The organism is Microbacterium sp. Leaf203 (genome assembly GCF_001421275.1).
Taxonomy (GTDB): domain Bacteria; phylum Actinomycetota; class Actinomycetes; order Actinomycetales; family Microbacteriaceae; genus Microbacterium; species Microbacterium testaceum_A.
In genome coordinates, this window is the sequence record NZ_LMKF01000030.1 from 55,012 (window position 1) to 77,356 (window position 22,345).

At 69.5% G+C, this 22,345-nt stretch carries 21 protein-coding genes and 1 tRNA gene; 6 read left to right on the forward strand and 16 right to left on the reverse strand.

Translation table 11 applies throughout. The annotated features are described in order from the left end of the window. Positions 1-35 precede the first annotated feature (35 nt). The 5 genes from ASE56_RS12560 to ASE56_RS12580 all read right to left on the reverse strand — a co-directional run bounded on the left by ASE56_RS12560 (position 36) and on the right by ASE56_RS12580 (position 7,920). The gene (locus ASE56_RS12560) at positions 36-4,709 is read right to left on the reverse strand and encodes an ExeM/NucH family extracellular endonuclease (RefSeq protein WP_235556999.1); all 4,674 of its coding nucleotides are present in this window, start codon (positions 4,707-4,709) and stop codon (positions 36-38) included. A 303-nt stretch (positions 4,710-5,012) separates the two neighbouring features. Next, positions 5,013-5,396 carry a 50S ribosomal protein L7/L12 gene (gene rplL / locus ASE56_RS12565; protein WP_056230314.1) on the reverse strand — a complete coding sequence of 128 codons (384 nt, stop codon included), beginning with the start codon at positions 5,394-5,396 and terminating at the stop codon, positions 5,013-5,015. A gap of 49 nt (positions 5,397-5,445) precedes the next feature. Next, a complete protein-coding gene (gene rplJ / locus ASE56_RS12570) occupies positions 5,446-5,934 on the reverse strand; it encodes a 50S ribosomal protein L10 (RefSeq protein WP_056230317.1) in 489 nt (162 codons plus the stop codon). 380 nt (positions 5,935-6,314) lie between these two features. After that, positions 6,315-7,301, reverse strand: a complete 987-nt coding sequence (locus tag ASE56_RS12575) for a hypothetical protein (RefSeq protein ID WP_156371714.1) — start codon at positions 7,299-7,301, stop codon at positions 6,315-6,317. Between the two features lie 217 nt (positions 7,302-7,518). Then, complete coding sequence (locus tag ASE56_RS12580) at positions 7,519-7,920, reverse strand: hypothetical protein (protein ID WP_056230324.1); 402 nt, start codon at positions 7,918-7,920, stop codon at positions 7,519-7,521. Between the two features lie 102 nt (positions 7,921-8,022). Between ASE56_RS12580 and ASE56_RS12585 the strand changes: the two genes are divergently transcribed. The 4 genes from ASE56_RS12585 (at position 8,023) to ASE56_RS12600 (ending at position 12,152) form a co-directional block, all read left to right on the forward strand. Then, positions 8,023-8,703 (forward strand): YqaJ viral recombinase family protein, encoded by a 681-nt coding sequence (locus ASE56_RS12585; RefSeq protein ID WP_056230328.1) that lies wholly within the window; start codon positions 8,023-8,025, stop codon positions 8,701-8,703. 99 nt (positions 8,704-8,802) lie between these two features. Next, positions 8,803-10,497, forward strand: coding sequence for an MDR family MFS transporter (locus ASE56_RS12590; protein WP_056230331.1), 1,695 nt, complete (start codon positions 8,803-8,805; stop codon positions 10,495-10,497). Then, positions 10,490-10,963 carry a MarR family winged helix-turn-helix transcriptional regulator gene (locus ASE56_RS12595; RefSeq protein WP_056230333.1) on the forward strand — a complete coding sequence of 158 codons (474 nt, stop codon included), beginning with the start codon at positions 10,490-10,492 and terminating at the stop codon, positions 10,961-10,963. The genes ASE56_RS12590 and ASE56_RS12595 overlap by 8 nt, the downstream gene beginning before the upstream one ends. 232 nt (positions 10,964-11,195) lie before the next feature. Further along, the gene (locus ASE56_RS12600) at positions 11,196-12,152 is read left to right on the forward strand and encodes an NADP-dependent oxidoreductase (RefSeq protein ID WP_327037368.1); all 957 of its coding nucleotides are present in this window, start codon (positions 11,196-11,198) and stop codon (positions 12,150-12,152) included. 2 nt (positions 12,153-12,154) lie between these two features. Here the strand turns inward: ASE56_RS12600 and ASE56_RS12605 are convergent, their stop codons facing one another. After that, entirely contained in the window at positions 12,155-13,039 is an 885-nt protein-coding gene (locus tag ASE56_RS12605; RefSeq protein ID WP_056230339.1) for a LysR family transcriptional regulator ArgP, read from the reverse strand. Positions 13,040-13,108: 69 nt separating this feature from the next. Between ASE56_RS12605 and ASE56_RS12610 the strand changes: the two genes are divergently transcribed. Both ASE56_RS12610 and ASE56_RS12615 read left to right on the forward strand, forming a co-directional pair. After that, positions 13,109-13,774 carry a LysE/ArgO family amino acid transporter gene (locus ASE56_RS12610; protein WP_056230342.1) on the forward strand — a complete coding sequence of 222 codons (666 nt, stop codon included), beginning with the start codon at positions 13,109-13,111 and terminating at the stop codon, positions 13,772-13,774. Positions 13,775-13,829: 55 nt separating this feature from the next. Next, positions 13,830-14,105: an acylphosphatase gene (locus ASE56_RS12615; protein ID WP_056230345.1), complete on the forward strand. Its 276-nt coding sequence runs from the start codon at positions 13,830-13,832 to the stop codon at positions 14,103-14,105. Position 14,106: 1 nt separating this feature from the next. On the opposite strand, the gene ASE56_RS12620 is transcribed toward ASE56_RS12615, so the two are convergent. The 10 genes from ASE56_RS12620 to ASE56_RS12665 all read right to left on the reverse strand — a co-directional run bounded on the left by ASE56_RS12620 (position 14,107) and on the right by ASE56_RS12665 (position 22,325). Continuing rightward, a complete protein-coding gene (locus ASE56_RS12620) occupies positions 14,107-15,150 on the reverse strand; it encodes a nitronate monooxygenase family protein (RefSeq protein ID WP_056230348.1) in 1,044 nt (347 codons plus the stop codon). Between the two features lie 29 nt (positions 15,151-15,179). After that, positions 15,180-15,983: an amino acid ABC transporter ATP-binding protein gene (locus ASE56_RS12625; RefSeq protein WP_056230352.1), complete on the reverse strand. Its 804-nt coding sequence runs from the start codon at positions 15,981-15,983 to the stop codon at positions 15,180-15,182. Continuing rightward, a complete protein-coding gene (locus ASE56_RS12630) occupies positions 15,970-16,635 on the reverse strand; it encodes an amino acid ABC transporter permease (RefSeq protein WP_056230356.1) in 666 nt (221 codons plus the stop codon). Before ASE56_RS12630 ends, ASE56_RS12625 begins: the two co-directional genes overlap by 14 nt. A gap of 88 nt (positions 16,636-16,723) precedes the next feature. Next, the gene (locus ASE56_RS12635; RefSeq protein WP_056230359.1) at positions 16,724-17,527 is read right to left on the reverse strand and encodes an amino acid ABC transporter substrate-binding protein; all 804 of its coding nucleotides are present in this window, start codon (positions 17,525-17,527) and stop codon (positions 16,724-16,726) included. Between the two features lie 204 nt (positions 17,528-17,731). Beyond that, positions 17,732-18,424 (reverse strand): 50S ribosomal protein L1, encoded by a 693-nt coding sequence (rplA, locus tag ASE56_RS12640; protein WP_056230364.1) that lies wholly within the window; start codon positions 18,422-18,424, stop codon positions 17,732-17,734. Between the two features lie 11 nt (positions 18,425-18,435). Next, positions 18,436-18,867: a 50S ribosomal protein L11 gene (rplK, locus tag ASE56_RS12645; RefSeq protein ID WP_013585556.1), complete on the reverse strand. Its 432-nt coding sequence runs from the start codon at positions 18,865-18,867 to the stop codon at positions 18,436-18,438. 294 nt (positions 18,868-19,161) lie between these two features. After that, positions 19,162-20,283: a transcription termination/antitermination protein NusG gene (gene nusG / locus ASE56_RS12650; RefSeq protein ID WP_056230368.1), complete on the reverse strand. Its 1,122-nt coding sequence runs from the start codon at positions 20,281-20,283 to the stop codon at positions 19,162-19,164. Positions 20,284-20,343: 60 nt separating this feature from the next. Then, entirely contained in the window at positions 20,344-20,619 is a 276-nt protein-coding gene (gene secE, locus ASE56_RS12655; protein ID WP_056230372.1) for a preprotein translocase subunit SecE, read from the reverse strand. Between the two features lie 42 nt (positions 20,620-20,661). Then, positions 20,662-20,734, reverse strand: a tRNA-Trp gene (locus tag ASE56_RS12660). A 229-nt stretch (positions 20,735-20,963) separates the two neighbouring features. Further along, positions 20,964-22,325, reverse strand: a complete 1,362-nt coding sequence (locus ASE56_RS12665) for an NAD-dependent succinate-semialdehyde dehydrogenase (protein WP_056230375.1) — start codon at positions 22,323-22,325, stop codon at positions 20,964-20,966. Positions 22,326-22,345: the final 20 nt, after the last annotated feature.

A 22,345-nucleotide genomic window follows, 5' to 3' on the forward strand; every position in this document is an offset into this window, starting at 1 on the left:
TGCCGTGGCATCCGGGGTCCCGTTTCTCTCACTGATCAGTCAGCGCGACGCGTGGCCCGTCGGCGGGCTACGAGGCCGAGCCCCAGCAGCGCGAGCGCGGCGAGCACGCCCGCACCCATCCACGTCGTGTCGGCGCCCGTCGTCGGCAGCGAGCCGGACGCCGAGCCCTGACCGGACCCGTTCTGTCCCTGGCCCGCGCCCGCACCGGGGGTGCCCGCACCGTCACCGGCTGCGGTCACCTGCACGGGCACCACCACGGCGGTCCCGGTGGGCTGCGCGGTCAGGCGCAGCTGCAGGGTCCCGACGGCGTCCGCGGGCACGCCCACGGTGACGGTCGCCGAGCCGTCGACCACCGCGACGCTGGTCGCTGCGGGCGCGGCGAGCGCCGCGATCCGCGCCGACGGGGCGGCGAGGGCCATCGTCCGGGCCGTCGCGCGGGGCGACACCGTCTCGGCGCCGAACGAGGCGTCGAGTGTCGTGTTCGCCGGCGCGCCGAGCGAGGTGAGGTCGAGGTTCGACACGGTCACCGTGAGATCGGTCCCCGGTGCCGCGGCGCGGGCACCCGACACCTGCACGCCGCGCGCGGTGAAGTCGGGGGTCAGTCCCGGGTTCTCGCTCAGGTACTGGATCCACGCGTCGCGGTCGATGAGACCGGAGTCGCGCGTGTCGGTTCCCTTCGCGAAGACCGAGAAGCTGTCTCCTCCGCCGAGCAGGAAGTTGAACGAGCCCACGCGGTACCCCTTCGCCGGGTCGACGGGGACGCCGTCGATCCAGACTCCGGTGATGCGCTGCCCCGCGGGGAGCGCCGCGTCGTAGGTGTAGCGGAGGTTCTCCGAAACACCGAGCGACAGGTTCGCGTTGTCGGCGCGCTTCGAGAAGTCGCCCCACTGCTGCTCGAGGACCTGACGCACCTGATCCCCGGTGAGGGTCGTGGTCCAGAGGTTGTTCAGGAAGGGCAGGACCGCGTTCGCCTCGGCGAGCGTGATCACACCGCCGTCGGTCCCGTAGAGCAGCTCATCGCGCAGGCCGCCCGCGTTGACGAACGAGATCTCGGCACCGCCTCGGTCGGCGTCGTCCAGCGAGTCGAGCAGCGCGTCGGCCACGAGCCCGCCGAGAGCCGACTGCTTCGTCCGATCGCCGCGCGTACCACCGGCGTAGACGCCGTCGACGTACGCGCCGCCGCTGAAGGCCGTGGTGATGTCGGCGCTGACCGAACCCACCTGCTGCTGTCCGACCACGTCGGCTTCGGCACGGGCCGCCTTCACGATCCCGTCCACCTTCGCGACGCGAGGGTAGGTGCGGACGAGTTCCGCGTCGAGAGCCGCGTTGACGGCCGCGTCCTTGCCTCCGAGGCGCGCGACGTTCCGCGCGGTGTGATTGACCACGTCGCCCTGCGCATCGACGTCGAGCACGATCTGACCGACGTTCTCGCCGTAGTTGCCCGTCTGGACGATCGGGCGCGTGCCCTCACGGCCCGGGATCGGCGCGTCCCACGCGTACAGCTGGTGCGTGTGGCCGGTGAAGATGGCATCCACCTCGGGAGAGGTCTCGTTCACGATCCTCGCGAACGGTCCCCCGGCCGCGACGGCCTGCTCGAGGGTCGTCGTGGCCTGACCGGCACCGGAGCCCTCGTGGTACTGGGCGACGATCACGTCGACCTGGTCGTCGATCTCGGCGACGACGCGGTTCACCTCGGCGACGGGCTCGCGGAACTCGATCCCCTGGATGCCGCTGGGCGTGACCAGCGTCGGGGTCGACTCCGTGATGGCTCCGATGACGCCGACGCGCACACCGTCGACCTCGAAGATCGCGTACTCCTGCAGCAGAGGCTTGCCGTCCTTGAAGACGTTCGCGGCCAGGTACGGGAAGTCGGCGAGACCGTCGACGCGACCGGTGAGGTCGTTCGCGCCCTTGTCGAACTCGTGGTTCCCCGCGGCCGAGGCCTTGAGGTCGAGTGCGTTCAGCACGTCGATGGTCGGCTTGTCACCGAAGTACGACGAGGCGAACACCGAGGCGCCGATGTTGTCGCCGTTGGAGATGAACAGCGAGTTCTTCTCGCCGTACTGCGCGCGAACCTGCTCGACGGTCCCGGCGAACCGGACGGTGTTGGCGTCGATCCGACCGTGGAAGTCGTTGATGCCGACCAGGTTCACCTGGGTCGTCGGAGACAGGTCGAGACCCACGATGACCGGGTCGTGATCGCTGGAGCGGTACGGCGTCGTGTCGTAGAAGTTCAGCGCGTTGTAGTTGTAGCGGCTGTACTCCAGGGCGAGGGCCTCGACGGCGTTGATGTTCCAGATGTCGGCGCCGGTCACCAGCTCGCGCGCAGAGGGCGAGGCCAGCACGTGATCGAGCGAACCCGACTGACCGCTGAACGAGTACGAGTACTTTCCGGTGCCCGCCTCGAGCGGCTCGAAGCCGAAGTCGCGCAGCTTCTGGATCGGGTCTTCCTGCGAGTACGAGTTGAAGTCGCCGAGCAAGAAGACGTCGTCGGTGCCGACCGCGGCCGAGCGGGTCTTCGCGAAGTTCCCGAGGGCCTCCGCCTGACGCACCCGATCGCCGTTGAACGCACCCTGGATGCCGTTGGCGTTGTCGCCCGTCGCCTTGGGGTCGCTGTCGCCCTTCGACTTGAAGTGGTTCACGATCGCCAGGATCTTGGCATCCGGGAACGCGACCGGGGCGAACGCCTGCGCGAGCGGTTGGCGTGCGTTGCGGAAGGCGGCGTCGTCGAGGATGACGCTGTCGCCGACGGGAGCGGCCACGGCCTTCTTGTAGATGAAGGCCGTGCGGATCACGTCCTCGGTCGCGGGCAGGGCCGCGGGCGAGGGGACGAAGGCCCACTGCTCCGAACCGAGCGCGGCGTTCAGGGCACCGACCAGGGTGGACAGCGCCGCGTCGCGGCTCTTCCCGAACTTGGCGGAGTTCTCGATCTCTTCGAGCGAGACGACGTCGGCACCGAGACCGTTGATGGCGGCGACGATCTTGTCCTGCTGGCGCGTGAGGTTCTCGTCGTTCGCGGCGCCGCGGGGGCCGGGAGCGGGGCACGTGTTCGCGGTGATCGGGTTGCCCGCGCGGTCCTTGTAGACCGAAGTGCAGTTGACGCTCGCGGCGGTGGTGGTGAAGTAGTTGAGGACGTTGAAGCTCGAGATCTTCAGATCGCCGCCGACCGGCGCGGGTGCCGAGGTGCGGGTGTTCGCGAAAGTCGCCGGCTGCACGTCCTTCGCGTTGTCCACCGTGAGCTGCTGTGTCGGCTGGAACTTCCAAGTGTTGTTGCGGTAGTCGAGGATGACCGGCTTCGTGAACGTCGTCGGGGCGCCCACGCGCACGGGCTTCGTCAGCGACACGTACGGCAGGGGGATGCCCTTGTTGGCGTCGTTCAGGAAGTTGACCGACGCACCGTCGTCGAGGACGACACCGCGGGCGCCGTTGTCGGCGACGGCTTCGTCGTAGTCGAGGGTGCCCGGCCGCGCGACGTCGGTGGGGGTGCGCAGCGGCGTGGTGCCGGCAGCGAGGCCGACCTCGGCGTACTGGTTGGTCGAGTACGAGTTCGTGACGGTGAAATCCCCCTGCGGCGCGAGGAGCATGCCCTCGAAGCGCTCGCGCTCCTCATCGGTCTTCGGCCACGAGATCTTGGCGGGCTGCACGGCGGCGGCTTGCTCGGTGAGCACGCTCACCCCCGCTGCCTCGGCGGAGATCTGCGTCTGACCGGAGAACTCGTTAGCGGTTCCCGTCACCTCGACGTGCTGACCGATCGCGACCGTGGCGGTCGCGGCCGAGCCGTAGACGAAGATCGCGTCGGATGCCGTGTGCGTCTTCGGATCGATCTCGCCACCGGTACCCGGGGTCTGGATGAAGAAGCCGTTGTAGCCGCCGGTCGGGTACGCGGCGGTCACGATGCCGCGCGTGGTGACGGTCTGGCCGGCGAGCGGCGTGGTGGCTCCGGTGCCCTGGATCTCGCTGATCGGGACGACCGCGCCCGGCGTGACCGGGGGCGCCTGTGTCACCGAGGCGGACGGCGAGGGCGACGGCGATGCCGAGCCCGACGGGTCGGGGGTGGGCGTGGTCCGGCCGGAGCCCTGCGGTGTGACCGTCGTGGTGTTGGTGAAGTCCTTCGAGTTGTCGTTGGTGTCGACGAAATCGGTGCGGACGAGAGCGTTGGGCTTGCTGTTGGCCCCGTCGACGATCGCGGGAGCCGTCTCGAACGAGATGCCGTTGCCATATCCGAGGAAGTCGACGACTCGAGCGTCCGCGACGGAGCCCGACGGAACGGCTAGGGGTTCGGGCACGTTGGCGAGGAAGAGCTGACCGGAGGTGCCCCCCGGGTTGAGCGTGCTCGTCAGGTCGGTGGCGGGAAGAGCCGCGCCGGCTGGGGGCGTTCCGTTGCCCGGCAAGCCGATCAGGTAGTAGCCGCCGGCATCGATCGAGCCGCTGAGCCGCTGCGTATTCGCTGCGGTGGGAACGGAGGAGCTCGACTCGGAGCGGTACTGGAGCGACCACCCGCTCAGGTCCTGCGCGGTGTCGCCCGCGTTGTACAGCTCGACGAACTTCTGGTTGAAGAAGGCGCCGGCGCTCCCGCCCTTCAGGTAGGCCTCGTTGATCACCACCTTCGAGCCGACGGCGGCCGAAGCCGGGAGCGGCACGATCGCTGAGCCGAAGAGGGCGACGCCGAGGGCGGCGCTCAGTGCGGTGGTGAAACGGCGTGCGGACACGCGCGAAGCATCGGAAGGCATGGGTCTCCAAGTACCGGCGCGCGCAAGGCGACGTCGGCGGTGGGGGAATCGACGGGGGGTCTCAACGACCGTAAACGATCCCCATACCCTTTTCCCAGACTTCTTTATTTCGATCAGGTGAACATCGGTGTCTCGTCGCATGAAACCGGGTCTCACACCCGTCCGGTCGCCGGGCCCCCGATCGGCCGACCGCTCTCGACGCTCACGAGAAACGACGAAGGCCCGGATGCCATGGCATCCGGGCCTTCGCTTATCGCGTTGAAGCGACCGCTTGAAGCGAGATTACTTCAGGGTCACCGTGGCGCCGGCAGCCTCGAGGGCCTCCTTGGCCTTCTCGGCGGCTTCCTTGTTCGCGCCCTCGAGCACGGCCTTGGGAGCACCATCGACGACGGCCTTGGCCTCGCCGAGGCCGAGCGAGGTGAGCTCGCGGACCGTCTTGATGACCTGGATCTTCTTGTCGCCGGCAGCCTCGAGGATGACGTCGAACGAGTCCTTCTCTTCCTCGGCCTCTGCGGCGCCCGCGCCACCGGCAGCGCCGGCAACGGCGACCGGAGCGGCAGCGGTGACGTCGAACTTCTCCTCGAACGCCTTCACGAACTCGCTGAGCTCGACAAGGGTCAGACCAGCGAACTGGTCGAGCAGCTCGTCAGTGGTGAGCTTCGCCATGATGTTTCTCCTAATAGGTGGGGTTTGTGGGGTGAAGACCGTGCGGGGCTCAGGCAGCCTCGGCGGTCTCCAGCTTCTCGCGGAGGGCGTCGATGGTGGCCGCAGCCTTGCCCATCGTCGCCTTCATCATGCCCGCGGCCTTTGCCAGCAGAACCTCGCGGCTCTCCAGGGAGGCGTACTTGTCGACCTCGGCGGCGCTGAGGGCGTTGCCCTCGAAGACGCCGCCCTTGATCACGAGAAGCGGGTTCGCCTTGGCGAAGTCACGCAAAGCCTTAGCGGTGGCGACGAAGTCACCGTGCACGAACGCCACGGCCGACGGACCCTTGAGGTCGTCGTCGAGCGCCGTGATCCCCGCGTTGTTCGCGGCGATCTTGGTCAGCGTGTTCTTCACCACGGCGTAGTCCGCGTCCTGACGGATGTTGTTGCGCAGCTGCTTGAGCTGGGCAACCGTCAGACCGCGGTACTCGGTCAGCAGGACGGCGTTCGAGTTCTCGAAGTTCTTCGTGAGCTCGGCGACCGATGCATCCTTCTGCGCCATGGTCACTCCTTGATGGGTACGAGGCGCTCCGCGATGACGGGGCGCCAGCCGAAGACACCGGGGTCTGGACAAAAAGAAGAGCTCCGGCGCAGGCGCACGGAGCTCGGAAGAGATTCGTTTACCTGCGTAGGTCCTCTGCTTTTCAGCAGACGCTTCGATCGACGTGCGAGCACGACGATGACCGACGGTCTTTGGCTTGGCCCCTACTGTACCCGATCCCCCACGCCCTCGCCACTCCGCGCCCCTCGCCGCCCGCCCGTGACGGCACCCGAGCGTCGAGACCGCACCCGATCGTCGAGGCCGCACCCGTTTGCCCGCGAACGAATGCACCTTCGTCAGACGAGTGCGTCCTGACGGCGGCGTCGCCGACCGCCGGGGAGTCAGCGCGGCGGATGCACACCGAAAGCGGACAGGCGCGCAGCAAGCGTCTCCGGTGTCGCGATGTCCGCGAAGCCCCCGCGGCACAGCCGCCATTGCGTGACGCCCCGGATCCAGTCTTCGCGCCGCTTCTCGTCGAGCACCACGTCCTCGATCGAGCGCCCCTGCCTCATCGCGACGTCGCGGTACTTCACCTCTCCGTCGAACTCCCAGAAGGTGCGGACCTGACGCAGCCCGATATCGACGAAGTAGTCCGAACCTCGCGGCCCGGCGACGGCCACCTGCAGATCGAGGTCACGGAAGCCGAGCCGGTACAACTGGAGACGACTCACGCTCTCTCCGGGCAGCTCCGCACGACCGTCGGCGAACTCGACGACCCAGCTCGCGTCACGCACCCCTCGCTGCCCCCGCGCACGGGCGACCCGCTCCCGCAGGCGCTCACGCCAGTCGTCCTGCACATCGGCACGAAACCGCCGGCGTTCCACCGCGAAGCGACGAAGAGCCCCGTCGACACACGACAGGGCCATCTCACGCGTCTCGGTCCGAGAGACGTCGAACACCGTCCGCTGGATCGAGGTGCACCGGATGCCGTCGACCTCGACGACGTCGTCCTCGCTCAGAGCATCCGTGTGCCGGCGGACGTATGACCCGCTGGGCGGGTGCGCAGAGCGGGGGACCACCATCTGCACGCGCTGCTCCCGGAATCGGTACAGCGGAAGACCATGGAGCACCGCAGCGGAAAGGTGGGAGACGACGCCCTCCGCACCGCGTGCCCTGTCGAGCGCCGCCAGCACGGCGAGGCGATGGCGGTCGACGGGCCGCGCAGATGCCCACTCGTCGCGCGCGACGTACACGCCGGGTTGAATGCGCGTCCACGCCGCCCGGTCGGCGCCCGTCCTCAGTTCCGCTTCCGACACTCCACGATCGTGCAGTTCGGCGCGCGAGAACAGCGACCGTCGCGCGACGACGACCTTCGACTCCACAGGCATCCGCCCACCCTGCCCTCCTCGACGATCCCTCCGGGCGTGCTCTCCACCGGCCCGTCCCTGTGCAGGAGCGGCGCACGCCACCGAAGACGCATTCGATTACCCAGGACGCACCCGTTGGGCGACGAAGCGGTACGTCGTCGGCAGACGAATGCGTCTTCGGCGACCGCATGCCGGCGGCGGCCCGGCGATGGCGACGACACCCCAGCGGAGCGCCGGGTCAGGAGACGCGGGGCTCGGGCAGCAGGGCGCGGGTCATGCGCACGATGCGCGAGGGCGTGCGGGCGCCGAGCCACACCGTGCAGAGGGGGGCGTCTCCGCAGGCCCACTCGGCGCACCACGCGTGGATCGCCTGTGCCAGCCGCTCGCCGCGCGGGCGCAGTTCGCCGCCGAGCGTCCGGTCCAGCCAGCTCACCCGGCCGGCCCCGGTGTCGAACGGTTCGATCTCCGCCGTGCCGCACACCTCGACCAGCACTGTCGCGTGCACATGGGGCGACAGCGCCGCGGCGATCCGACGCATCTCGGCGACGTTCCGGGCGTCGCCGCCGAGCAGGACGGCCCCCTCCAGGTCGCGCCAGAGTCCCCCGTCGGGGCGGCGCAGAGAGGACGATTCCGAACCCATGCAGACAACTTAGGTCACCCTTACCTATCGCACAAGACCCCGGATGCCGACGCGCCGCGCCTCGCATGCGCTCCACGGGCGAGCGGGGTTAGGGTCGAACGCATGTCCCCCGAGCTCGTCGCATCGCGTAGCGCCGACCTCGACGCTCGCATCGTCGCGGACTCGCGCGATCGCGTCGCCTGGATCCGCGCGCGCAGCCGGGGCATCACCGCGACCGACGTCGCCACGCTGACCAGCCCCAACGCCATCGCACGGGCGGCGGATGCCAAGCTCATGGGCTCGAACTTCTCGGGCAACGCCTTCACGGCTCACGGTCGGCGTCGCGAGCCCGAGATCGCCGCATGGGTGGCGGCGACCCACGGCATCCGCCCCTCCTCCGCCCTGTATCACGCGGTCGTCGAGAAGCGTCATCTCGCGACCCCCGACGGTGTCGTCGTCGACGGCGAGGGCCGCATCGTGCTCGCCGAGATCAAGACGACGAACAAAGCGTGGCGCTCGATCCCGAAGACCTACATGCGTCAGATCTGGTGGCAGCAGCACGTGCTGGGCGCCGAGCGCACCCTCGTCGCCTGGGAGCAGCACGACGGCTTCGTCCCCCTGCACGACGAACCGCGGTGCCAGTGGATCGATCGCGACGACCGCGAGATCGCCAAGCTCGTGGGCCTCGCGACCTCGCTCATCGACGAGCTCTACCGCCGCACGATGGAGGCGCGCCAGCCGCGCCCCGAACCGGTCCGTCCGGAGCCCACGGAGAGGTATCGCGCTCTCGCTCTCCTCGATTAATGGTTGACGCAAGTCAATCAATAGGCGTATCGTTGACATCAGTCAACTAATCGCGCCATCGTCGTCGCGGCATCCGTCCCCCTTTCGTGGAGCTCCCGCATGACAACCTCTTCTCTCGAGGCGCCCGCCCAGCGGCGCGTCCTCCCGGCCCTCATCGGCCTGCTGCTCGGCACCTTCGTGTCGATGCTCGCCTCGACCGTCGTCTCGACATCGCTGCCGGTCATCGTGCACGACCTGTCGGGCGACCAGAACGCGTACACCTGGGTCATCACCGCGACCCTGCTCACCACCGCGATCTCGACCCCGATCTGGGGCAAGCTCGCCGACCTGTTCAACCGCAAGGTGCTCATCCAGATCGCCATCGCGATCTTCGTGCTCGCCACCGCCGCCGCCGGGTTCTCGCAGAACACCGACATGCTGATCGGGTTCCGCGCGGTGCAGGGTCTCGGCGCCGGCGGCCTCGCCGCCCTGAGCCAGGTGATCATGGCCGACATCATCAGCCCGCGCGAGCGCGGCCGGTACATGGGCCTCTTCGGCGCGGTGATGGCCGTCGCCACGGTCGGTGGCCCCCTGCTCGGCGGTGTCATCACCGACGCCTTCGGATGGCGCTGGAACTTCTTCGTCGCCCTCCCCTTCGCCGTCGCCGCCCTGCTGATCCAGCAGCGCACGCTGCACCTGCCCGCCCGTGCCGCCCGCACGGTCAAGATCGACTACCTCGGCATCGTGCTGCTCTCGGCCGCCGTGTCGCTGCTGCTCATCTGGGTCACCAACGCCGGCAGTACCTTCGAGTGGGCCAGCACCGAGACCGTCCTCATGGTCGGCGGGGCCGTCGTGGCCGCGATCCTCTTCGTGGTCGTCGAGCTGCGCTCCTCCGAGCCCCTCGTGCCGCTGACGCTGTTCCGCGACGCCACCTTCACGCTCGCCACGATCGCGTCGATCGCGACGGGCCTGGCGATGTTCGGCACCTCGGTGTTCCTCAGCCAGTACATGCAGATGGCACGTGGCGCCACGCCCACGGAGGCCGGCGTGATGACCATCCCCATGATCGGCGGCCTGCTCGTCTCGTCGATCGTCGTCGGTGCGCTCATCTCGCGCTTCGGCCACTGGAAGCCGTTCCTCATCGCCGGCGGCGTGCTGCTGATCGCCGGCACGTTCCTGCTGTCGACCGTCCACTACGACACCAACTTCGCCCTCGTGTCGCTCTACATGGCCCTGCTGGGCGCCGGCGTCGGCATGACGATGCAGAACCTCGTGCTCATCGTGCAGAACACCGCCAACCCGTCGCAGATGGGCGCCGCGAGCTCGGGCGTGACGTTCTTCCGCAGCCTCGGCGGCACGATCGGCGTCTCGGTCATGGGTGCAGCCCTGGCGAGCATGGCGACGAGCCTGTTCACCGACCGTGCGGCCGACCTGAAGGCCGCCATCGTGGCCCTCGGCGCCGACGGAGCCGCCGTCGCGCAGAACCTGCAGTCGGGAGCCATCCCGCAGGTCTCGGCCCTCCCCGAGGGCGTACGCGTCATCGTCGAGGACATCTACGCCCAGTCGATCGCGCACTCGTTCCTCATCGCGGTGCCCGTCGCGGTGGTGAGCCTCATCGCGATCCTGTTCCTGCCGAACCGCCCCCTGACCCGCATGACGACCACCGAGCGCGTCGCCGCGAGCGAGGCCGACTTCGCCACCGTGTCCGTCCCCGAGGCCATGGCGACGCTCTCCGCCACCGGCACCATCCCGACACAGGATGCCGGCTCCCCGCGCCGTGCACGCCGTGAGGCCGAGATGGGAGAGGATGGCTGACGTGACGAGCGATAAGGACGACGAGCGCCGCGAGGCCGTACAGGCCCTGGAATCGTCGTTCTCGGAGCTCATGACCGTGTTCCGCCGCTTCGTCTCCGAGGCGGCGGAACGCGTGAGCCCGGGAATGCTGCCGGCGACGTTCAAGGCCCTCTCGGTCGTCAGCCGCTTCGGTCCGCTCACCCTCTCGGCCCTGGCCGAGCGCCTGGCCGCCGACAAGGGGTTCCTCAGCCGCTCGATCACCGAGCTCGAAGACCTCGGCCTCGTCACCCGCACGCCGGACCCCACCGATCGCCGCTCGCGGCTCATCGCCGTCACCGAGGTCGGCCACGCGCGCCTCGCGGAAGCTCGCGCCCCTCACGAGAGTCGCTTGTTCGACGCGATCGCCGACTGGACGATCGACGACATCCGCCACCTCTCCACGCTGCTGCACGCTCTCGCCGTCGGCGAAGTTCCCGTCCGCGACTGACCGCGCCCGCGGCTTCACCGTTACGCACGGGACGACGGGGATGGATGCCGCGGACTCGGGCTTCGCGACACGGTGACCGAGGCGTAACACCGCCGAGACAATCCCGGGGTTGACTGTGGGAACCGCGGCGAGGTCGCCGCGGAGCGACCGCAGCGAGAGAGAGCGCCCGATGAGATTCCGATCGACGCGTCCCGAGACCGCCCTCCAGCCCGTCCCCCCGGTGCCCGAGACGATGCGTGCGGTGGTCCTCGACGCCCCGGGCGCGGCCGACGCCCTCCGCGTCGCGGAGGTCGCCGTTCCCGTTCCGGTGCTCAGCGAGGTGCTGGTCCGGGTGGTCGCCGCCGGGATCAATCCCATCGACGCGAAGACCCGCGCCGGGCGCGGTCTGTCCGGGGCGATCTCGTCGTGGCCCGCCGTCCTGGGTCTCGACGTGAGCGGCGTGGTCGTGCGGGCACCGTTCGACGCGCACCCCTTCCCCGTCGGCACCGAGGTCTACGGCATGGCCACCGTGCCGCGCACGAGCGGGTCGTACGCCGAGTACGTCGTGGTGCCCACCCTCTCGCTCGCGCGCAAACCGGCGTCGCTCTCGCACGTCGAGGCCGCCGGGGTTCCGGTGGCCGCGCTCACCGCGTGGGGCATCGTCGTCGAGACGGCCCTCGCGCACCAGGGCCAGCGCATCCTCGTGCACGCGGGAAGCGGCGGTGTCGGCCACTTCGCGGTGCAGTTCGCCGCCTATTTCGGGGCTCACGTGATCGCGACGGGTTCCCCGCGCAACCTGGACTGGCTTCGAGAGCTCGGGGCCGCCGAGGTGATCGATTACACCTCCGTACGGTTCGAGGAGGTCGTCGACGACGTCGACGTCGTGATCGACCTGATCGGCAACGTCTCCGACGACACGGGGACGCGGTCCCTCGAGGTGGTGCGCCCGGGCGGACTCCTCATCGAGGTGCCCACCGGAGCCTGGCCCGGCTTCCGCGAGGCGGCCGCGGAGCGCGGCATCCGCTCCACCGATTACAAGACGATCCCCGACGGCGGGGCTCTCGCCACGATCACCCGCCTCCTCGATTCCGGTGCGGTGCGCGTGTACGTCGAGCACGTCTTCGAACTCGACGACGCCGCCGCGGCGCACACCGAGCTCGAACGCGGGCACACCCGCGGCAAGATCGTGCTCAGCGTCAGCGACGACTGACCTCAGCCCGCGAGCATCCGGCGCCCCTCGTCGACCACCTCGTCGGCCACCTCGTCGAGCAGAGGCGAGGTGAGGTTCCACTGCTGCCAGTAGAGCGGGACGTCGATCGGGTCGTCGCCGAGTCGCACGAGCTCGCCCGCGCTCAGCGCCGCGTCGGACTGGAACCCCGGAAGCAGTCCCCACCCGAGTCCCAGCTGGACGGCCGTCGCGAAATCCTGGGATGCCGGGACCCGGTGCCGGGGCGGGGCCGCCGCGGGGACCCCGCGGCGCGCGAGCCACTGCGTCTGCAGGTCGTCGCGCCGGTCGAAGTCGACCACGGGGGCGGCACTCAGGGCCGTGACGTCGATGCCGGATGCGAACCATCTCGCGGCGAACGAGGTCGTGGCCACCGCCTCGTACCTCAGCATCCCGAGCGGACGCACACGGCATCCGGCGACGGGGGCCTCGCGCGAGGTCACCGCGGCCATCACCGTCCCCGACTCGAGCAGCCCCGCCGTGAAGTCCTGATCGTCGCGGTGGAGGTCGAAGACGACGGCGCGCCGCTCCGCCACGCGCGCCAGCGGCGGGAGGAACCAGGTCGCGAGCGAGTCGGCGTTGACGGCGAGGGGCACGGATGCCACCGCCCCACCCTCGGCGCCGATCGCGGCGAGGGCATCGTGCTCGAGCAGGGCGAGCTGTCGGGCCAGGCGCACGACCGCGTCGCCGGCCTCGGTGGTGCGCACGGGCTTGCTGCGCACGAGGACCACCCGCCCGAGCTGGTCCTCGAGAGCCCGCACGCGTTGGCTCACGGCCGAGGGGGTGACGTGCAGGCGTCGGGCTGCGGCATCCAGGGTCCCCTCTTCAACCACGATGGCGAGGGTGCGGGCGAGATCGAGGGGAATCGACATGAAGGAATGCTAATGCTCCGGAAGAATCCTGAGCTGGCCTGCGGCACATCAGCCCCCTAGCGTCGAGACGTGCTCACTCCTCTGCTCGCCGGCCTCGGCCTCGGCTTCTCGCTCATCATCGCCATCGGCGCGCAGAACCTCTTCGTCCTCCGACAGGGCATCCGCCGCGAGCATCTGCTCGCCGTCGTCGCCGTCTGCGCGGTCTCGGACGCGGTTCTGATCCTGCTGGGGGTTTCGGGCATCGGCCTGGTGCTGAACGCCGTGCCGTGGCTCATCGTCGTCGTGCGATGGGCGGGGGCGGCGTTCCTGCTCGGATACGGCCTCCTCGCCGCCCGGCGCGCCCTGCGCCCCAGCGGCGCGACACTGCACCTCGACGCCGGCGCCCCGGCATCCCCTCCGGCTCGGGATGCCGGGAACACGACGGTCCGCACGCGCCCGGCGCGGACGACCCTCGCCACCGCCGTGCTCACCTGCCTCGCCCTGACCTGGCTCAATCCGCACGTCTACCTCGACACGGTGTTCCTGCTCGGGTCGGTCGCCTCGACGCACGGTGACGGACGCTGGGCCTTCGCGGCGGGTGCGTGCGCGGCGAGCCTCGTGTGGTTCTCGGCGCTCGGCTACGGGGCCCGGTACCTCGGCCGCTGGCTCGACACTCCCCGCGCGTGGCGCATCCTCGACGGCGTCATCGCCGTGGTGATGTGCGCGATCGCCGTCTCGCTCGTGCTCCCCCACTGAGACCGCTGAGACCGCTCGCTCGGCGGATCGGCCGCCGCTCGGGGAGAATGGGCCGATGCGAACGGCGACGATGACGGTGAGCGGCCGCGTCCAGGGTGTCGGCTTCCGGTACTCCCTTCGGGCCGAGGCCGAGCGGCTCGGTGTCGGCGGGTGGGTGCGCAATCGCCGCGACGGCTCGGTCGAGGCGTTCCTCGCCGGAGACCCCGACGCCGTCGAGGCGGTGATCGCCTGGGCGCACGACGGACCGGCCGGAGCCCGCGTCGACGACGTCGACGTGATCGAGGGCACCGGGGAGTCGGCATCCGGATTCGAGATCCGCCCCACGGCCTGAGTCAGCCGGGCAGGCCCGCCCGCAGTTCGTCGATGACGTCCGCGGCGTCGTCCAGGCGGGACAGACCCGCCGACTGCCCCGCCCACAGCGATACGAGATCGCCGTCACCGCGCGCCGTCGCCGCGGCGCGGAACACCCCGGTGAGCCAGTTCTGCGCCGGGAAGGGGGCGATCAGGCCCGAGGCCTCGATCTCGCGCATGGCACGGTTCGGGATGCCACGCGCCAGCCGCCCGCTCATGGCGCGCGTGAGCACCGTGTCGGTGTCGGCCGCCGCTGAGATCGCCTCGCGGTGCGCCGCGGTGGCCGCCGACTGGCTGGTCCGCAGGAACGCGGTCCCGACCTGCACGCCTTCCGCCCCGAGCGCGAAGGCCGCTGCCACCCCGCGACGGTCGGCGATCCCGCCCGCCGCGATCACGGGGATGTCCACGGCGTCGACGACTTGCGGCACGAGAGCGAACGTGCCGACGAGTGACGACGACGCCTCCCGCAGGAACGACACCCGGTGTCCTCCCGCCTCCGAACCCGTCGCGACGACGGCATCGACACCCGCCGCCTCGAGGGCGACGGCCTCGGCGACCGTGGTCGCGGTGCCGATCACGCGGATCCCGCGCTCCCTCGCGGCGTCGAGGGTGTCGGCATCCGGAATCCCGAAGACGACGCTCAGCACGTCCGGACGCGCCTCGAGGACCGCGTCGAGCTGCGCGGCGATCGGCGGGAGGAAGGATGCCGGGGGTTCCGGCACCTCGACCCCGGCTGCGGCGAACAGGGGCGCCGCGGCGTCGAGGAACGGCCGCACGTCCAGGTCGGCGGGACCCACCTCGTCACCGCGAGGGAGCCACAGGTTGACCGCGACGGGGCGCGGCGTGGCCGCCCGCAGCTGCGCCACGGTCTCGTGGATGCGACCGGGCGCGTACCCGTAGAGGCCGTACGAGCCGAGCCCTCCCCCGTCGCTCACCGCCGCCGTCAGCGCGATCGACGACAGCCCGCCGAAGGGACCGAGGACGAGAGGGAGATCGATGCCGAGCAGGGTCTCGAGGCGGCTCATGCCTCGACGCTACTCCGCCCGACAGGAGGTCACGCGCGATCGGCGTCCGAGGGGTCGGGCCCGTCGAGGGGACGCAGCAGCCGGTTGAGGAAGCGCTGCGTGCGCTCCTTCTTCGGCTGGCGGAGGAGCTCCGACGGAGCACCGCGCTCGACGATGACCCCCTCGTCGAAGAACAGGACCTCGTCGGCGACCTCGCGGGCGAAGCCGAGTTCGTGGGTGACGATGACCATCGTCCACCCCTCGTTCGCGAGTTCGCGCAGGACGGTGAGGACCTCGCCCACGAGCTCGGGGTCGAGGGCGCTCGTCGGCTCGTCGAACAGCAGCAGAGAGGGCTGCCGGGCCAGAGCGCGCACGATGCCCACGCGCTGCTGCTGGCCACCGGACAGCTCCGACGGATACGCGTCGCGCTTCTCCCACAGACCCACGCGCGCCAGCAGCGTCTCGGCGCGGGCGATCGCCTCGGCCCGGGGCACGCCGTGCGCCTGAATCGGGCCCTCGATGACGTTCTGGATGACCGTCAGATGGGGAAAGAGGTTGTGGTGCTGGAAGACCATCGCCGAGCGATCGCGCAGGGCGGTGCGGTCGCTCTTGGACACCCTGCGCGAGAAGTCCACGACCGGTCCCCCGTCGAACGCCACCACACCGGCATCCGGGGTCTCGAGGCCGTTCAGGCAGCGCAAGACCGTGGTCTTTCCCGAGCCCGAGGGGCCGATCAGGACGAGCACGTCGCCGCGGCGGACCTCGAGCTCGACGCCGTCGAGCACGCGGTTCGTGCCGAAGCTCTTCTGCAGGCCCGAGACGGCGAGCAGCGGGGCGGTGTCAGTGGGCGACATGGCGGTCCAGCCTCTTTTCCAGGGCGTTCTGCCCGAACGACAACACCAGGCAGAACAACCAGTAGATCAGCGCGGCTTCGAGGTACACCGCCATGAACTCGTACGAGAAGGCCGCGATGGCCTGCGCCTGGCGGAAGAGCTCGGTGACGAGGATGAGGGATGCCAGCGAGCTGTCCTTCACGAGCGAGATGAACGTGTTCGACAGGGGCGGCACCGACACGCGAGCGGCCTGCGGGAGGATGATGCGCGTCAGCGTCTTGCGCGGCGAGAGCCCCACCGTGTGCGCCGCCTCCCACTGCCCGCGCGGGACCGACAGGATCGCCGCGCGGATCACCTCGGCCGCGTATCCGCCGACGTTCAAGGAGAAGGCGATGACGGCTGCGGGGAAGGGATCGATCGTGAGGCCGAGCGAGGGAAGACCGTAGAAGATCACGAACAGCTGCACCAGCAGGGGCGTGCCGCGGATGATCGAGATGTAGAACCGGGCGACGCCCGACAGCACCGCGTTCCGCGACAGCCGCAGCAGCGCCATGGCCAACGCGATCACGAGACCGATCGCGAACGAGGCCAGGGACAGCGGGATCGTGCCCGTGATCCCGGCCAGAACCATCGGCCAGAACGAGTCGACGAGCAGGGTCCAGATGTCGTTCATGGGCCTCCTTCCTCACGCGCGAGCGGATCATCCGCCTCCCACGCTACGGCGGGAGGGCGGATGATCCGCGGGGGTTTACTCCGAGGGGTTACTTCGTGACGTCGGCCCCGAAGTACTTGTCGCTGATCGACGCGAGGGTGCCGTCGGCGCGGAGTTCGTCGAGCGCACCGTCGACGGCATCCGCCAGCTTGTCCTGACCCTTCTTGAAGGCGAAGGCGCTCTCGGAGGAGTCCTCCGTGGTCGCCGCGATCTTCAGGCCCGTGGGGCTGTTCGTCTTCTCGTAGTCGAGGTAGGTCAGCTGGTCGTTGACCGTGGCGTCCACGCGACCCTGCTTGAGCAGGGCGACCGCCTGAGCCCAGCCCTCGACGGCCTCGACCTGGGCGCCGCTCGAGGTGGCGAGTTCGTACCAGTTGCTCGTGAGCGACTGGGCGGTGGTCTTGCCCGACAGATCGGCGAAGCTCGAGATGGCGCTGTCGCTGTCGGTGGTCACGATGACACCCCGCGAGACGGTGTACGGCGAGCTGAAGGTGTACTTCTCCTGGCGCTCGGGGTTGATCGAGACCTGGTTGGCGATGACGTCGAAGCGACCGGCGTCCAGGCCCGCGAAGATCGCGTCCCACTGGGTCTCCTGGAACTTCACCTGCAGGCCGAGCTTGTCGGCGACCGCCTTGGCGATCTCGACGTCGAAGCCCGTCAGCTCCCCCGCGCCCTCGTGGTACGAGAAGGGACGGTAGGTCCCCTCGGTGGCCACGGTCAGCGTGCCGCCCGAGACGAGGCCGAGGTCTGCTCCCGCGTCGGGGTTCGCTGCGGTGGAGCCGCCACTGCAGGCGGTCAGAGCGAGGGCGCTCAGACCCAGGGTGGCGGCGAGGACGGTCAGACGGCGACGGGGCATGGCTGTTCCAGACGTGTGTGATGTGGGGACCGCGCGGTGCGGGCGCGGGAGTGTCGGCGCGAAGCGCGCCCTCCAGCACAACACGATCGGGCGCACGGACCTTCCCGCATGACGCCGTGTTGCACGATCGTGCAGGCGCGGCGCCCCTCGGACACGCGAAAACCCCGCCGGCACAGGGCACGGCGGGGTTTTCGGTGACGGATATCAGACGATGACGTTGACGTCCAACGGGATGCCGGGGCCGAACGTGGTCGACACGGCGCCCTTCTGGATGTAACGACCCTTCGAGCTCGAGGGCTTGAGGCGAACGATTTCCTCGAGAGCGGCGGCGAGGTTCTCGTCGAGCTGCTCGGCGGTGAACGACGCCTTGCCGACGACGAAGTGCACGTTGGCGTGCTTGTCGACGCGGAACTCGATCTTTCCGCCCTTGATCTCCTCGACGGCCTTGGCCGGGTTGGGGGTCACGGTGCCGGTCTTGGGGTTCGGCATGAGGCCGCGGGGTCCGAGGACCTTACCGAGGCGACCGACCTGGCCCATGAGCTCGGGGGTCGAGACGGCGGCGTCGAACGACGTGTAGCCGGCCGCGACCTTCTCGATGAGCTCGGCTCCACCGACCTCGTCGGCGCCGGCGGCGAGAGCCGCCTCGGCCGCGGGGCCGTTGGCGAAGACGATCACGCGCGCGGTCTTACCCGTGCCGTGGGGGAGGATGACCGTGCCGCGGACCATCTGGTCGGCCTTACGGGGGTCGACCGAGAGCTTCAGCGCGACCTCGACGGTCGAGTCGAACTTCTTCGAGCCGGTCTCCTTCGCGAGGGCGACGGCCTCGGTCGGGGTGTAGAACGTGTCGGCCGCGATCTTCTCAGCTGCGGCGCGGAATGCCTTGGACTTGGTAGCCATTGTTATCTCCCTCAGTCCTCGACCGTGATGCCCATGGAACGGGCGGTGCCGGCGATGATCTTCGAGGCGGCCTCGATGTCGTTCGCGTTCAGGTCGGGCTGCTTCGTGGTGGCGATCTCGCGAACCTGGTCCTTGGTGAGCTTGCCCACCTTGACCGTGTGCGGCGTGGACGAGCCCTTGGCCAGTCCGGCTGCCTTCTTGATGAGCTCCGCCGCCGGCGGGGTCTTCAGGATGAAGGTGAAGCTGCGGTCTTCGTAGACCGTGATCTCAACGGGGATGACGTTGCCGCGCTGGGCTTCGGTCGCCGCGTTGTAGGCCTTGCAGAACTCCATGATGTTGACGCCGTGCTGACCGAGCGCCGGACCGATCGGCGGCGCGGGGTTGGCCGCGCCTGCCTTGATCTGGAGCTTGATCAGGCCGGTCACCTTTTTCTTGGGTGCCATATCCTTTTCCTCTCTCGAGCGGGGGCCTCGCGGCTCCCTCTCTCCCGCACATCCGGCGGTTCCGGACAGCGGTCGTTGCGCACTGACGCACGCAACCTTGCCATTGTACGCGACGCCGGGCGTTTCGGCATCCCTCCCTCCATCCCCCGCTCGCGCGCCCGCCGCGCTCCCCCACCGCCATCCCACTCCCACCATCGTGAGGGCGCGGGAGCGACGGCGGGGCGGGAGCGCGGGAGCGACGAACGCCCCGCAGGCCGGAGCCGTGCGGGGCGTTCGCGAGAGACGCGGGTGGCGTCAGATCATCTTGGTGACCTGGTCGAACGACAGCTCGACCGGGGTCTCGCGCTCGAAGAGAGACACGAGCACCGTGAGCTTGCCGCTCTCGGGCTTGATCTCGCTGATCGTGCCGGGCAGGCCCGCGAACGAGCCTTCCTTGATCGTGATGGTCTCGCCGGTCTCGAAGTCGACCTCGGCGGGGATGACGCGAGCCGTGGTGGCCGAGCCCTTGGCCGCGGCGCCCTTGACGGGAGCGGACTCCTTGACCTCGACGAGGCTCTTCAGCATGTTGAAGGCCTCTTCGAAACGCAGCGGCGTCGGGTTGTGGGCGTTGCCCACGAAGCCGGTGACACCGGGGGTGTGACGGACGACCGACCAGGTGTCTTCGTTGAGGTCCATGCGCACCAGCACGTAGCCGGGGATGCGCACGCGGTTGACCATCTTGCGCTGGCCGTTCTTGATCTCGACGACGTCCTCCATGGGGACCTCGACCTGGTAGATGTCGTCCTCGACCTCGAGCGTCGACTTGCGCTGCTCGATGTTGGCCTTCACCTTGCGCTCGAAACCGGCGTAGGAGTGGATGACGAACCACTTGCCGGGGAGCGAGCGCAGCTCGGCGCGGAACGCCTCGTACGGGTCGGCGTCTTCGTCGGCGTCGACATCGACATCGGTCGCGGCGTCGGCCGGCGACTCGGCTGCCTCGGCCTCGTCGACGACGGATGCCGCGGCGGAGACCTCGTCGACGAAGTCCTCGTCGAGCACGGGAGCGTCGGGCTCGCCGTTGACGTCGGGGCCGTCGTAGGGGGTGACCTCGTCGGCAGCCTCGGCGGCCTCTTCGGCCTGCTCCTCGGCGAGGGCGTCGGTGAGGACCTCGGCGGCGGCCTCGGCCTCGCTGGTCTCGTCGATCTCGAGAGCGTCGTTCACGATCGCGTCCGCCTCCGGGTCGGTGATGTCGATGTCGCCGAGGTCGGCGTCGTCGGTGTCGGTCTCGTCGTCGACGATGTGGACGGCCGTGTGCTCGGCCGAGTCGGAGGCGCGCTCCTGGGACTCGAGCACGTTGCCCTCTTGGGCTTCGTCGTCCTCGCTGGACTGCTCAGCGGCCGTCGCCCAGTCGGCGTCGTCGACATATCTTTCAGACACTGTGATCTCTTCCGTTCAGTGGCGGCCGCTCCTGGCGCCGCGCGTCCGCCCAGACGCCGGTCAGGCGCCGGCGGTACCGGGGACGCCGAAGACGGCGGTGGTGATCCACACGAACAACACGTCGAGGCCGTAGACGATCGCCATCATGACGACGACGAACCCGAGGACGACGGCGGTGAACTTGATCAGCTCCTGCCGCGTCGGCGTGACGACCTTGCGCAGTTCCGCGAAGACCTGACGAATGAAGAGGGCGATCCGCGCGAAGAAGTTGAGCTTCTTCTCGCGGGGCGCGCCGCGCTCAGCGACGATCTCGCCCTTCGCCTCGTCCTGCGTCATCGAACCACCTAGGTCTGTGTCTGTGCCAGCGTGCGCTGTGCGCAGGGCGGACAGGAATCGAACCTGCAACCTGCGGTTTTGGAGACCGCTGCTCTGCCAATTGAGCTACCGCCCTAAGATCCCGAGGGATCCAGGATTCGAAACCGGCCCTCTTTCCGCCTGGAATCCCTCGGGGAGGAATGCCACGTGCCCGGGGGCACGGCGAAAGAATGCAGATTTCGACTGCACTCCCCAGTCTATGTCATGTCCTCCGGGCTGGCGAACCGAGGCCGCTCGAGGGACACCGCGCGTAGGAGAGTCGGCGTCTCCCGACACGAAGGACCGTGTCGGGAGACGCCCGGGAATCACGCCGTGCGGATGAGCTTCTTGTTGACGAACTCGTCGGCCGCCAGCAGACCCATCTCGCGCGAGGTGCCGCTGCGCTTGACCCCGCCGAACGGCAGCTCGGGCGAGTCGGCGAGGACCACGTTGACGTAGACCATGCCGGCCTCGATGCGATCCGCGATGCGCTGAGCCTGCTCGGCATCCGTCGTGAAGACGTACGAGCCGAGGCCGTATCCGGTGTCGTTCGCGAGATCGACCGCCTCGTCCTCGCTCGAGACGCGGTAGACGGTACCGACGGGCCCGAAGAACTCTTCGCCGTACGCGTCCATCTCGCTCGTGACGCCGGTGAGGACGGTCCCAGGGAAGAAGGCGCCGTCGCGGGTTCCGCCGACCTCCACGGTCGCCCCCTGGGCCACCGCGCGCTGCACCTGCTCGTCGAGGCGCTCCGCCGCCGCGAGAGACGACAGAGGGCCGAGCACGGTGTCGTCGGCGAAGGGGTCGCCGACCTTCGCCTCGCCCAGCGCCGCCGTGAACTTCTCGAGGAAGGCGTCGTAGAGCTCGTCGATCACGAGGAACCGCTTGGCGCCGTTGCACGACTGCCCGTTGTTGTCGAGGCGCGCGTCGACGGCCGACTGCACAGCGGCATCCAGATCATCCGTCGACAGCAGGATGAAGGGGTCGGACCCGCCGAGCTCGAGCGCGACCTTCTTGAGGTTGCGGCCCGCGATCTCGGCGACGGCCGCACCCGCGCGCTCGGAACCGGTGACCGAGACGCCCTGGACGCGACGGTCGGCGATGATGGTCGCCGCCTGGTCGTTGGTCGCGCGGATGTTCACGTACGCGCCCTCGGGGAGCCCGGCGTCGCGGTAGATCGCCTGGAGCGCCTCGGCCGACTCCGGGCACTGCGGCGCGTGCTTGAGGAGGATGGTGTTGCCGACAGCGAGGTTCGGGGCGGCGAACCGGGCGACCTGGTAGTACGGGAAGTTCCACGGCATGATGCCGAGCAGCACGCCCAGCGGCGACCGGCGGATGACCGCGGTGCCCTCGCCCAGGATGTCGAGAGGGCTGTCGCCCGTGATCTTGTCGATGTTGTCGGCGTAGTACTCGGTGATGTCGGCGGCGAAGTCGACCTCGCCGAGGGCGGCCTCGAGCGGCTTGCCCATCTCGCGCACGATGATCGCGGCGAGATCGTCACGCCGATCACGGTGCAACTGAGCGACGCGGCGCAGGGCCTCGGCGCGCTCGGCCGGGGCGGTGCGCGACCAGACGCGGTATCCGTCGTGGGCGGAGGCGATGGCCTCTTCGACCCCGGAATCGCTCAGCGTGTCGTACTCGGCGAGGGTCTCACCGGTGGCGGGATTGACGACGGCGTAGTCGCTCATGGTGCTCCTTTTCGTTTCGT